This window comes from Gardnerella sp. KA00771, assembly GCF_049244045.1.
Lineage (GTDB): Bacteria > Actinomycetota > Actinomycetes > Actinomycetales > Bifidobacteriaceae > Bifidobacterium > Bifidobacterium swidsinskii.
Window position 1 is genome coordinate 832543 of the sequence record NZ_CP058368.1, and the last position, 13498, is coordinate 846040.

Annotated in this window: 8 protein-coding genes, 5 tRNA genes, 1 CRISPR repeat array and 1 riboswitch (1 of these 15 cut by a window edge); all 13 genes read left to right on the forward strand. The window is 40.2% G+C overall.

Going from position 1 to position 13498, the window contains the following annotated elements; translation table 11 throughout:
• Positions 1–52: direct repeats of the CRISPR family, unit length 28 nt; unit sequence GTCTTTCCCGCATACGCGGGGGTGATCC; it begins 1624 nt to the left of the window's first position.
• Positions 53–1452: 1400 nt separating this feature from the next.
• The 13 genes from HXT57_RS03590 to HXT57_RS03650 all read left to right on the forward strand — a co-directional run bounded on the left by HXT57_RS03590 (position 1453) and on the right by HXT57_RS03650 (position 13480).
• Complete coding sequence (locus HXT57_RS03590; RefSeq protein ID WP_102703117.1) at positions 1453–1722, forward strand: hypothetical protein; 270 nt, start codon at positions 1453–1455, stop codon at positions 1720–1722.
• 1149 nt (positions 1723–2871) lie between these two features.
• A tRNA-Gly gene (locus HXT57_RS03595) sits at positions 2872–2944 on the forward strand.
• A 28-nt stretch (positions 2945–2972) separates the two neighbouring features.
• A tRNA-Cys gene (locus HXT57_RS03600) sits at positions 2973–3043 on the forward strand.
• 30 nt (positions 3044–3073) lie between these two features.
• Positions 3074–3145 (forward strand) — tRNA-Val (locus HXT57_RS03605).
• Between the two features lie 39 nt (positions 3146–3184).
• Positions 3185–3257: transfer RNA gene (locus tag HXT57_RS03610), tRNA-Val, on the forward strand.
• 234 nt (positions 3258–3491) lie between these two features.
• Positions 3492–3581, forward strand: a riboswitch (TPP riboswitch).
• 180 nt (positions 3582–3761) lie between these two features.
• A complete protein-coding gene (locus tag HXT57_RS03615) occupies positions 3762–5003 on the forward strand; it encodes a hydantoinase/carbamoylase family amidase (protein ID WP_119504435.1) in 1242 nt (413 codons plus the stop codon).
• A 317-nt stretch (positions 5004–5320) separates the two neighbouring features.
• Positions 5321–6805, forward strand: coding sequence for an allantoin permease (allW, locus tag HXT57_RS03620; RefSeq protein WP_119504436.1), 1485 nt, complete (start codon positions 5321–5323; stop codon positions 6803–6805).
• A 1-nt stretch (position 6806) separates the two neighbouring features.
• Positions 6807–8183 carry an allantoinase AllB gene (gene allB, locus HXT57_RS03625; protein ID WP_415697684.1) on the forward strand — a complete coding sequence of 459 codons (1377 nt, stop codon included), beginning with the start codon at positions 6807–6809 and terminating at the stop codon, positions 8181–8183.
• A 73-nt stretch (positions 8184–8256) separates the two neighbouring features.
• Entirely contained in the window at positions 8257–8454 is a 198-nt protein-coding gene (gene thiS / locus HXT57_RS03630; RefSeq protein ID WP_004106666.1) for a sulfur carrier protein ThiS, read from the forward strand.
• Positions 8455–9078 carry a sulfur carrier protein ThiS adenylyltransferase ThiF gene (thiF, locus tag HXT57_RS03635; protein WP_004108962.1) on the forward strand — a complete coding sequence of 208 codons (624 nt, stop codon included), beginning with the start codon at positions 8455–8457 and terminating at the stop codon, positions 9076–9078.
• Positions 9068–9835 (forward strand): thiazole synthase, encoded by a 768-nt coding sequence (locus HXT57_RS03640; protein ID WP_004108959.1) that lies wholly within the window; start codon positions 9068–9070, stop codon positions 9833–9835. Before thiF ends, HXT57_RS03640 begins: the two co-directional genes overlap by 11 nt.
• Before the next feature lie 143 nt (positions 9836–9978).
• A tRNA-Gly gene (locus HXT57_RS03645) sits at positions 9979–10054 on the forward strand.
• A gap of 174 nt (positions 10055–10228) precedes the next feature.
• Positions 10229–13480 carry a tetratricopeptide repeat protein gene (locus tag HXT57_RS03650; RefSeq protein WP_101886048.1) on the forward strand — a complete coding sequence of 1084 codons (3252 nt, stop codon included), beginning with the start codon at positions 10229–10231 and terminating at the stop codon, positions 13478–13480.
• Positions 13481–13498: the final 18 nt, after the last annotated feature.

Below are 13498 nucleotides of genomic sequence, written 5' to 3' on the forward strand. Positions count from 1 at the left end.
GTGCGATGAGAAGTAGCGTATCAGTCTTTCCCGCATACGCGGGGGTGATCCTAATCCTTGGTGTTGGACATCGCACGCGCTAAAACAATGGCAAGATACAGTAAATAAAAGCATCGAAGAGTACAATAAGAAGAGCATCAATAAACAGAAAGAAAGGAACAGCTCATGATGGGCACAATAATGGTAATCAGCATAATACTATTCATTGCAATGTTGATATTTGGATTTGCGGCTTGGATCTATGACTTGCTCCATTGCAAACCACACAGTGAACTCGGGCAACGTATCCTACGACTCGATGAAAACAATAATCCAATTGAAGATAAGAAAAAATAGTAAAGGAAACGAATGCACGATAGTAGCGTCTTTCCCGCATACGCGGGGGTGATCCTCACTGTTTACTTCTGCTAGTAGAGTACACAAGGTCTTTCCCGCATACGCGGGGGTGATCCCCTACACATGCAGCAAGTGCGGTTGCAGTAGTAGTCTTTCCCACATACGCGGGGTGATATCAACACCATAAGGGTTTTTATTAAAAAATTTCATTTCTACATTTTCTATGATATACTAAAGGAAAGCACAGAGCGTAGGGGCTAGCTACGCTCCATGCAATCCGCTACTTGCCTTTCTTTATGGCATATAGTGCGACCATTGAAGTAATTATGACGCCAATAATTGCGAATATTTTATAAGTGACGTCAATAATTGTGAGTATGGTCTTTCACGCATTGCTGAGCGCTATGACATAACTGAATAGTTAAAGCATAGCTCGCGAAGGCAATGCGTGTCTTATAGCGAGCGTAATAAAGTGCGAACACTTTAACAATTACTGTAAAACACAACATATAAATCTCAAACACTATACGACCTGCTTGAGCGATTATTCCTCACGGCTTCGTAGCGGCTGATTTGGGAGCTTGCAATCCCATTGATTTCAAGCTCCTGCAAAGCACGCGAAAGCACTTTAGAATGCCGAGCGTGCTCAAAGTCGAAAGCACAGTGCGCTTTCAATGCAAGCGAGGACTGACTTCGTAAAACTAACAAAGTCAGTTGTTCTACACAAAGATTTATGCAAATGTGTTTACATTCGATATGTATAGTGATAGCCTAGCAAAGCCGTGACGCAAGGGCGGTTTTCCTTTTCATCCTCTTGACAATGACGCGCCATGGCACTTTAGATCCTTTCTGAATATGTGTGTGATTCCTAGAAGTTATAGCCATCTAGGTTGACTGGAATCGTCTTTTTCACCTATGGGGTGATCTTAATGCGCGTGTGATCCTCGACAACCAGCTTTTAAGACTGGAACATTAGTCTGAGGAGTACCATTTTCAATATTTTCTTCAAAGGTTGAATGAAGAAAAGAAAAAGTGTGCGTGTTAATACTGCGTTCACAGTTGTAGAAGATAAGAGAGGAGTCAAAAGCTGATGAACATGATGAAATTTGTTATGACATGGTTGAGAAACTTCGACCTTATGCTGAGCCATACATGGATAAACTTTGCAAAGAAGCTGCTAGTAATGCTACATGCGCAGGAGAGCCTTATGAAGCGTTAGCAGATTACTTAAGCTTTGCATGGGAACACCAAAATACTCCTCGCAAACTTATTATTGAAGCATACAATCTTATTGACGATGACTATCTTGATTCATATAACGAAATGGCAGATAAACTAGGGATTCCGCGTCGCCAACATTCTGCAGACTACGACGAAGATGAATAAATATTATATTAAAACGAGGGTTCCAACCAATTGTGCTGGCTAGAACCCCTAGTCCTCAATCTTTCCACACGATTATAAGCAAAGCAAGAGCATTAGTCGTTATTCCGTCAATATGCGTTATTAAAGCTGCAACAAACGCTATCCTGCAAGTAGTACCATTCACTAGTATTAGATTCACTCTAGCCACTGGCATCGCTGGCTTAACAGGCAACAGTAAGAAAAAATAAAGTAGCCTATTATGTCAGGCTAAAACAGGAAAATTAACTATTACAAAAGAGCTGGTCATTCCCCCAAACCTACCCCGTGAAGGGTCAAGGGTAGGGGGAGCCCCAGCTCTCAATTCGGTTCTATCATATATATGGGCGCCTTCCTTATACGCAAAGAGTCACCCATATTCTTGTTATTGTTTAGCTAGATTTATCATACGCAATAAGCGCGTATCAAAACTGTTTCCTTAACGCAACAATTTTGATACAAGATATAAATAAAAAAACGACTGAAATAAACTACATCTTCTATATTTATACTTATTTTTTCAATAAAAAATTATTAGTACAATTTATGTTACAGGTATAATATTTTGCAGTATTTACTATTTTGGTGAATACAAAATATGAGAGTTGGGAAGCATGACATGGAGAAATTAAAGGTTATGGCGTAAAAGTCTATCCAGAAAAGGAACCTTATTGATTGAGCGAGAATAAAAAGCAAAAAGCTCTAGGCATAACACCTAAAGCTTTCGCTGACCGAGTACTCCCAATCCATTTGTTCCATCATTGTATCATATATAATCTTATTTACTAAATTATTTAATTTAAAAATGTAGGGTAATCAGAAAGAGTCCGTAAAGATAATCTTGTGAATACTCTGGTCTATAAGCCACAATCCAAACACTGTTAAAAACTTAGTAAAGTATCGGAGAAAGTAACTGTAATCACCCAAACACTGTTAAAAACTCAGCTAACAAACTGGGAAAGTAACGCTTGCGCTCGCAAATGCTCCAATACCATACGCATAACAAACCTCCAACCAACGCACGCAAACACCACCAAGCGACACGCCAAATAGGCGAGGGCTTGCATTTGAGAATATTTCGGGTATAGTAGTTACTCGTGCTTCGGCGCTGACATTGCTCAGTAAAGTTGCATTGCGGACATAGCTTAGTTGGTAAAGCGCAACCTTGCCAAGGTTGAGACCGCGGGTTCGAGTCCCGTTGTCCGCTCTAGGTCCGATGAGTTATTCGACCTTACGGTGGGTTAGCCAAGCGGTTAGGCAGCGGCCTGCAAAGCCGTATAGATGAGTTCGACTCTCGTACCCACCTCGATTAAGCTTCAAGCTTAATAAACAACCTGGGCGGTTGGCGCAGTGGTAGCGCACTTCCCTGACACGGAAGGGGTCACAAGTTCGAACCTTGTATCGCCCACTCGAAAGGATTGCCTTTCACGCATAATTAAAAAATTTTGGGTGATTGGCGCAGCGGCTAGCGCACTTCCTTCACACGGAAGGGGTCATAGGTTCGATTCCTATATCACCCACAATATGTTCGCAGTGTAGAAGCACTGCGTTTTTTGTTATTTGGCTATTTTTTATTTCCTAACTTTCATATGAAAATTTTTTGCAGCCGAACACACATGCAACCACAAATGGAAGCAATATCTCATATCAGTCAACCAATCAGTCAAGCAAACAATCATTTCTTCACAGAAACACACATGATAATGTTCATTTTGAGTTCATTTAATATCGTGCTATACTCATCCGAGTACAAGTGAAAATTGCAGGGGTACTGGAAACAGTTGAGAAACACCCTTTGAACCTGTTTTGTTAAGACATGCGTAGGGAGCAATTACAGTAAGTGATTTCTTTCTATCACGATTTTCGTGATATCTTGCGTTGCCACAAAGTAGTAGCAATTACACGAGTATCAACTAAACAATTAAAAAAAAAACTAAACAAAAACATCAAAAACCAAAACCAAAAAATATCCGCCTGAATGTCACTTTTGGGAAAACTTGCACAAGTGAGGAGGAATACTGCACATGATTAATAGCAGCATAAGTGCTGAAACTATAGAATCAGCCATAAGCTGGCTTGCAGGATTCACAGAAAAACCAGGAGAACAAGGGGTTACTCGACCTCTTTACACAAAATCTTGGAAACAGGCTCTTTTCGCTCTTCGTCAACGATTTGAAAAACTCGGTATGACTGTAGAATTCGACCAAGTTGGAAACCTAATTGCAACTGTTGAAGGATGCGAAAAGCCAGGAAACATAATAGCTTGTGGATCGCATATTGACACAGTTTCAAGAGGAGGTCGTTTTGACGGCCAACTTGGAATAGTTGCAGCATATTTAGCAATTAAGAATTTACTTACTAGATATGGAAAGCCAAAGAAAAGTCTTCGCATTATCTGCTTAGCAGAAGAGGAAGGCTCACGTTTCCCGTACGTATTCTGGGGTTCAAAAAATTTCTTCGGACTAGCCAAAAAAGAGGACGTAGAAAATATTTGCGACAGTGAAGGTGTTCCTTTCGAAACAGCAATGCGTGAAGCTGGGTTCAATTATCAAACAACTCAACCTATGTTCGCAAATCTTGAAGCCTGGATTGAGCTACATATTGAGCAGGGACCAACGCTTTACAGCAATCACGAAGATTTAGGTATTATCACTAGCATTGCTGGTCAGCATCGTTGGGATATTCATCTTAAAGGCGTACAAAATCACGCTGGCACAACAATGATGTCCTACAGGCACGATGCAGTAGATTGCATGTCTCATATAATCGCCAAGAATCTTGACAAAGCTAAGCAAGCAGGCGACCCACTGGTACTTACTTTCGGTAGAATCAGCGTAGTTCCAAATCAAGTAAATATTGTTCCTGGAGAAGTTACTTTTTCAATGAACTGCCGTCATACAGATAAAGCTTTTCTTGATAAATTCTTGCAGGAACTCGACGAAGATATTCACGAAACTGCCAAGTCTTATGGCATTACAGCGCAGATCGATAAGTGGATGTCTGACGATCCTACACCACTTAGCGACGATATTATTAATCTTTTGAAAGATCAAGCTAATAAGCAAGGTTATGCGTACAGAGTCATGCATTCAGGTGCTGGTCAAGATACGCAGATTTTTGCTCCGTTTGTAAAATCCGGAATGATTTTCGTTCCTTCAAAAGATGGTATTAGTCACGCTCCAGAAGAGTACACAGATCCACAAGACGCTGTTCACGGAGTAAAGCTTTTACGAGATGCTCTGCATAGTTTGGCTTATGAGGACTAACGAAAACCAACTAAAAGATAACGGAAACCAAACGAAAACCAAAAAGAAATAGAAATTTAGGAAGGACGTAAAAGGCATATACGATGCAAACTTCACTGCTTAATTAATCGCAGCGAAGAAAAGTGAATATCGAATGAGAGTACAACGCTTATTCACGAATAAGAGGCTGATACGAAGGGGCGCACCACCACGGGTACGATATCCTTTCGTATCTTTTTTATTTTTGAGCAAAGTTGCGATTATTACTTTCAAAAAACTCAAAACACAAAACACAAAAAAGAATCAACTTTACAAACAAGAAAAGTAAGGAGGTGCGCATGCAAATTAGTAAACTGCTAAAAGATGAGCCAGTAGCTAGTAAAAACTTGGAATGTTACCGCGAGCGCGGCTACACTAACGAAGATTTACTGCCAAAGCCGCAAGAAAAACGCACAATGAGTGCTCTTAATTTTTGCACTTTGTGGATGCAGTCTGTACACAATATTCCTAATTATGCTGCAGTTGGCGCGTTCCTTTTGATGGGATACTCTCCAATTTACGTAATGATTGGTATCATGCTTGGCGCAATTCTTACAGCAATTGTCATGGTTGCTAACGGTGTTGTAGGATCCAAATACGGCATACCGTTTTCTATGCATTTGCGCGCAACATACGGAAAAGCAGGCGCGCAACTACCAGGATTCCTTAGGGGAGTAGTTGCTGCAATATGCTGGTATGGCATTCAAACATATATAGGCGCGAAAGCTTTAGAGATTCTAGTTGGCAAAATTTGCCCTGAGTTTCTTACGCTTGGAAGCAAAATACCATTTGTAGGTTCGCACATACCTATCATTATCTCCTTCGCAATATTTTGGTTGCTTAATTTGGCGATTGGCTTAGGTGGAGGAAAGACTCTTAATAAGCTAACTGTGGTATTAAGCCCGCTTATTTACGTTGTTTTTGGTTGCATGAGCGTATGGGCTATTAGCTGTGCTGGTGGTTTATCTGCAATCATGCAATATCATGCTACTGTTCAAGCTCCAACTAATTGCGGTCTTGGACTTTTCATGATGATGGTTGTAAATTCTGTGCTGGGTGTTTGGGCTGCTCCTGCCGTTTCTATTGCTGATTTTACGCAAAACGCAAAGTCAACTATGGCTCAACTAAAAGGTCAAATTGCTAGCTTCTTGCTGAGTTACGCGCTTTTTGCTTTTACAAGCGTAGTTATTTTAGTGGGCGGATCGCTTTTTTACCATGAAACCATTACAGATGTTCTTGTTATCATAAACAAGTGGGATAGTCTTCCTGCAATTGCAATAGCTACTGGGTTGCTTCTACTTACTACAGTTTGTACAAATGCTACTGGCAATATTGTTCCTGCAGCATACCAGCTAACTGCTTTAGCTCCGCGATTTGTAAATTATAAGCGTGGCGTAGTTATTGCAGCTCTTGTAAGCACTGTGTTAATGCCGTGGAAGTTTATGGCTAATATTACAGGCTTCTTGAATCTTATTGGTATGCTTTTAGGCCCTATTGCAGGTGTTCTACTTGCTGACTATTACGTAGTAAAGCGCACGCATATTGATCTTGATCAAATTTATTACGATACAAATAGCTCGTCAAAATCTGCTTATTCTGGAACTAACTGGATATCTTACACTTCTACGATACTTGGGCTTTTATTTGCTCTTTCCGGACAGATAATTCCTCTATTTTCACCGCTTACTCAAATCTCATGGATTGTGGGATGCGCTGTAGGTTTCGTGTGTCAAATATTACTATCAAAAGTTTTTCAGCCAACAATGGCTAAAGAAAGGAAATAATATGAACTACGATGTAGTAATCACAAATGGTTTGGTTGTATTCGATAATGAAGCAACTAAAACCGATATAGCAATTAAAGACGGCAAGTTTGCCGCTTTTGGAAGCAACTTTGCAGCAGAAAAAACTATTGACGCAACTGATTTAATAGTTGTTCCTGGAAAAGTTGATTCTCATGTTCATATTAACGCTCCAGGCGGCGGCGTTCGCGACGATTGGGAAGGTTTTGTAACAGCAACTTCTGCCGGTGCAAAAGGCGGTATTACTACAATGCTGCAAATGCCTTGCAATCAAATTCCTGCTACTACTGATGGAAAGTCATTTGAAGCAGTGCTTGAAGAAGCCGACGGAAAGCTCAAGGTTGATGTTGGTCAAACTGGTGGCTTGGAACCACAAAACCTCAATGGCGGAATATGCGAGCAAGATAAGCAAGGTGTTGTTAATTACAAGGCATTCCTTGGAACTACAGGCGACAAGGATTTGCAAGTTGATTTATACAATTGCGACGATTACTCCTTGTACACAGGTATGCAGCAGATTGCTAAAACAGGCAAAATTTTGATTATGCATTGCGAAAACGCTCCTATCACAGATCAGCTCGGAAAGAAAGCTCATCAAATGGGAGCTAGAAAGCTTTCTGAGTTCGTAGCAACCAGACCTGTTTTCACCGAAGTTGAAGCGATTGAACGCGCTTGTCTTTTTGCTAAAGAAACTGGATGCAGAATTCATATTGTTCATGTTTCTTCACCGGAAGGCGCTCAAGCTGTTGCTGACGCTCGTAAGAATGGCGTAGACGTAAGCTGCGAAACTTGCAACCATTACCTGTATTTCGACACTTCTGAGCTTGACGAAATTGGAAATATCGCTAAGTGCACTCCGCCAATTCGTGACAAGGAAAACCAGAATGGCTTGTGGGAAAAGGTTTTTGACGGTTCTATTAACTTCATTGTTTCCGACCATTCGCCAGCTCCTTTGAGTTTGAAGCAAACTGATGATGCTTTCACAGCTTGGGGTGGTATTGGTAGCGTTCAAAACGATGTTGATGTGTTCTTTGATGAAGCTGTGCAAAAGCGCGGAATGTCGTTGACTCAATTTGTGGCATTGAATTCTAGCAATTCTGCAAAACGCTTCGATTTGAAAGGAAAAGGCAGCATACGTTTGGGTTATGACGCAGATCTTGCATTCATTAAACCAAATGCTCCTTATGTTCTTAAAGCTAAAGACCTTGAGTATCGCAATAAGTTCAGCCCGTACGTTGGCCGCACTATTGGCTGCCAGGTGGTAAGAACTTTACTTCGCGGTGAAGAAATTTACAGCAAAGAAAACGGCGTTTGCGAAGACTTTAAAGGCAAGTTTATTCTTCATCCAGCTAAGGATTAGGTAAAATCTTTAAACGTAATATTCAAACGTAATATTCAAAACTTAAAGCATATTCTATAGAAAGGAGGTAAGTGTGCTGAAACTTAATCACGATACTGTGGATTATGTTGAGAACGAGAATTTACTTGAACTACTTAAGCGCGAAGGCTACGACAGTACTTTTGTTGCAATAGAAGTTGATGGTGAATTAGTAAAACGCAAAGATTTTGAAACTTTCATAGTTAAAGATAACGCAAAAATTGAAGTATTTAGCATTATGGGAGGAGGATGAATGGAAAGTGACGATATTCGCGCAAAAGTTCTTAAACGTCAGCTAAAGGAAGATAATGATTTGTTTGCTCAACAATCAGTTTCAATACTTGGCTGCGGCGGTTTAGGATCAAATATTGCGTTGATGCTTGCGCGAGCCGGCGTAAAAAAGTTGTACATTTACGATTTTGACAGTATCGAGTATTCGAATTTAAACCGTCAAAATTATACGATTAACGAAATTGGACAACACAAAGTATATGCTACTAAAGCGCGACTTAATGAAACTTTGCCGTACGTTGAAGTAGAAGCTTTTGTGCAAAAAGTTACGCCGGAATCGTTGGATGAGATTGCTGAACGCTCCGACTTGTTTATTGAAGCATTCGACAATCGCGAATCGAAAGCAATGGTTCTTGACTATTTCATGAATCATCCTAACAAATATGTTATTACTGCTTCTGGCTTATCTGGACTAGGAGATATTAGGAACGTAAAAATTAAGCATCTTTCAAACGTGTGCTTAGTGGGTGATTTTAAGTCTTCTCCCGAAGAAGGCTTGTATTTGCCTTATGTTTCGATTATCGCAAGTTTAGAAGCCTTAGAAGCGTTGAAATGGATAAAAAATGGAGGAAATTATGGAGAATGAAGATTATTTAGAATTGGGCGGTAAGAAGTTTACTTCTCGATACATTTTGGGTTCTGGAAAGTATTCTGAGGAGCTTATTGATGCCGCAGTAAATAGTGCTAAAGCTGAAATGATTACTGTAGCAATTCGCTATAGCGAGAAAGCTGCAGGAATTTTAAAGCATATTCCAGAAGGCGTTACCATTTTGCCTAATACTAGCGGATGCGTAACTGTAGAGGAAGCAGTTAACACTGCACATATTGCTCGCGAAATGGGTTGCGGAAACTTCATCAAGCTTGAGATTATTCCTGATCGCAAGTATTTGTTGCCAAACAATGAAGCTACTTTGCAAGCAACAAAGATTTTGGCTGACGAAGGCTTTACTGTTCTTCCTTACATGTATCCAGATTTGTACTTTGCTAAGGCAATGCGCGACGCTGGAGCTGCTGCAATTATGCCTCTCGGCTCTTTGATTGGCTCTAACAAGGGTCTTGAAACTAAGAAGTTTATTCAGCTTATTATCGACGAAATCGATCTTCCTGTTATTGTCGATGCCGGCATTGGCGTTCCAAGCCAGGCTGCTGAAGCAATGGAAATGGGTGCTGCAGCTGTAATGGCAAATACTGGAGTTGCTACTGCAAACGATATTGTGCTTATGGCTAAAGCATTCAAGCTTGGTATTGAGGCAGGCCGCGCAGCTTATCTTGCAGGCCCTGGTCGAGTGCTTGAAAAAGGTGCAACACCATCTTCTCCAAAGCGCGATGACGAAAGCAAGTAAGCAAACAAATAAAATAAGTCTTCAACTTAAAACACTGAAAATCTGAAACAAGTAAGCCTTACAAGTACAGCCAGTACTTGTAAGGCTTGCGACATACCTAATTTGCACTTTTTATGAAAATGATATAAGGTATTCACTTGTTTGCGGACATAGCTTAGTTGGTAAAGCGCAACCTTGCCAAGGTTGAGACCGCGGGTTCGAGTCCCGTTGTCCGCTCCATTTGAAAATAAAATATCCACAATTCTGCAACATTCACACATCGAACATGCGTTTCCTATATACTACTTATATACTGAACTATGATGTGACGAGTGCAGTCAGCGCATAAGATTAAATGCTGAATGCTTACGAACGCAACTTGCATTATGTCAACGACTTGAAAGAATGGGGATTATGGCTGAAGACGTGCAATCTACCGAGCAGACACACTCTAAAGAAGATCGTATGTCAATCATGTCAGACGCTATTGATTCCTTATGGCAACAAGGCGAAATTACTTCCATTCCTACTTTTTCTAAACACCGTATTTTTCGTGATTTTCCAGGACTTCCAGCAAATACCCAACTAGCTTGGTTTAAAATCCCTGGGAAACTATTTGGAATTGCACTAGGTTTATGCAAAGATGATGGAAAACATTTTCGTCAACTTGCAATCGCAGACAAAGATGGGAGAGTTTACACAGGAGATAAAGTAACTCCTGTAGAAGCAATTGAGCGCATACCACAATTGTCATTTATTGAGCAAGGGTCTTTTAATCTATATAACAAAACTAGATTCTATGGATCTAAGCAAATACAAGCATCACATAACTTTACAAAACAACTACAAAGCGTATTTAAAAATTTACGAAAAAAGAAAGTAAATAAGAATACTTCAAGCTCATACGCAAAACAAAACATTAACGATAAGCCTTTTGTCTATGGCGATGTTGTTATGCAAGTTTCTTTAGATGATGGCTTGCATCAAGTTGCTTCATGGATTTGCTTAAACAATGGAAAGCATAAAAAATATACTATTGAAGGCACACGCGTATCGTTGAGTGACGATTTTAGATGCAATCTTTCATATGAAGACGCTATTGCTACAGTATTTTTTGCGACTTTTTTTGTGCCAGATTTACACCAATCATTAGTTGGTTTTGGATATTTTCACGTATTACACCGCTTGCATACAGAAGCTCCTCTTGGCGCAATAAGAAGAAGCGTTTCCGATATTAAAACTGCGCGCAAAGAAGGTTTTAGAGTTTCCGGTTTGGAAGAATACTACGAACGCGTCATGCGCGACGTTGGAGCATTAGAGCAAACTCACAGTCTAGAAGCAGTCCATGCAGCGGAAAGATTACACTTACAACCTGCACAGAAAACTTCAGCACATTACTTGATTTGGGATGATTCATTAGAGCCTTCTGCAGCTTTGAAAGTGTTGCGCATTGAAGGTGCATTAAACAGACTACAAGCAATTTATCAATGCATTCAAGCAAACGCATCGCAAGGTGGTAAAAGTTTAGAAGATAATATTACTTGCGAGCGCATTTGTGCTATCGATAACTCATTTATTGAAGATCCAGCTTTTATTGCTAGCGAAGATTTAGGAATGCAAAGTTTCGGAGATCCTACGCAAGATGACTGTATTCGCCCATTAATGCATTTATGGCGCAAAGCTCGCAAGTGCCAACAGTCTGCATCGTATTTAAAACAGACTGAAGCAGGAGAGTGGTTGTATCGCCAATCTTTAGCTGAACTTATTCGTAGCTTGTATTTACCGTTCCGTTTTGATGCAGATTTTCGCTCTAATTTAGGAGATGGGAAAGTTGCATTAGCTTTTACAGCAACAGGATCATCACTAATGCCAAGAAGTATCTACGATACTCATAAAAATAAGTGGCATGAGTATAGCGATAGCGAAAAGTCCAATATTTCAGTAAATTACAATTTGAGAATTGGAATTATGCTTGCAACTCTCGCTTTTGGTATTAGCGATAAAATACAGCAAGTTTCTATTAGACTTGACTCTATAGGTTTAGAAGAAATGGTTGCTGCACAAGATAGCGCTATTAGCAATCTACTAAATCGTACGCTAAGAGCACTAAATAGAATTGATAACAATAGTACGCACGAAAAAGGTGAGCCAAAAGATGGAGACATTCATGGTGACCCTTCTAAGTTGCAAGATTTGCAACACCTACCGTTTGCTGATGTTGTAGAAGCTGCGCAATCATTAGTAGATGAGCATAGTGATGATTTAACAAGCGCGATGGAAGTCGGAAACAATGAAAACAACGCAAACAACACAAATAACACAAATCCTTTAGCAGCATTTAGCGAACCGCCAGAAGTGCGAACTTTAATGACCGTCACTTTCGAACGTGACAATTTCGTAAAACATATTCGTTCGCACGGATTACAAAATCCTATAGAATTCTACAAAAAATCTAACGCGCGTATAAGCTTAAACGAAAATTGCAAGCTTAACACTGTAGAACCATCATTCGATTTGCATGACACTTGCTTCTCGCCTAACGGCGCACAGGAAGAGCCAGAGTTTTCAGACACACTATTTAACGAAGAACAAGAAGAAATACTCGGAACAGAACATGCTAAAGGTCTTTCTATACAACGAGAAGACTTGCTACAGCAAGCAGTCGCCGATTTTCATCATATTGCTTCACAACCATTGCTAACAACAGCTGAAAAAGCTCGTGAAGCAATGAATATCATCGAACAAATTGGCGACCCAGAGCTTAACAACCAAGCAGATATAGTAACTCGTTCACTTATTGACGAAACTACAATACCGGAACTTCATTTCAAAGCATCTCAAAATATAAGAGATATGCGCATACACGCCCAAGAACAACTCATAGAGGGCGACATTAAACAAGCATTAGAATCTTATGAGAACAATATTGCAAAATTTGACACCATGTTCACAATAGATAATGCTGTGCCACGTTACTTTAATTCATATGCAGAACGAGTAGTGTACAACCGCTTATTCGCAACACCAGACGAGCAAACACTACTTATTCCAGACGGATTATTCTACGCCCACATGGAATTAGCAGATTTGCTCTCACAACTACATCAATATGATGCGGCGTTAAAACATTTAAACACAATGGTTTCATACGCTCCAACATACGCATTATCGCATTTGCGACTTGCAGCAGCATTATCGCAACAAGAAGATTGGACGTCAACAGTAGCAGCATGTCTAAACGCACTTCGAGTCGCATTAGACAAAGACGACGCAGCATTCGCATACTATAGATTAGCTTATGCAGCTTGGATGCAAGACAAGTTCACTCTGGCAGCAAGCGCTTACCGAATGGCAGACTATTTAGCTCCAGGAAGAATAGAACCGCTACAAATGGAACTAGAAGAATTATTATCACGAATGCGCTCGCAGTGTTATAAAGCTCCTACTAGTATGGATGATGTCAGACATTGCTTTATGAGTGACGATATTCCTGTCTGGCCTAATATTGAAGCAAATCATATTATTGGAAAAGCTGCAAAGCTAACTGTTGACGATGGAATGTTTGTAATTGCAAGAACTTTGTGTGTAGCACATATTCGAATGTCACTGAATGACGATTGTGAAGGTGCAGTACAATCACAGTTCTTACGTTCATTAAATGCGTAAATGGTAAGTGACATAATC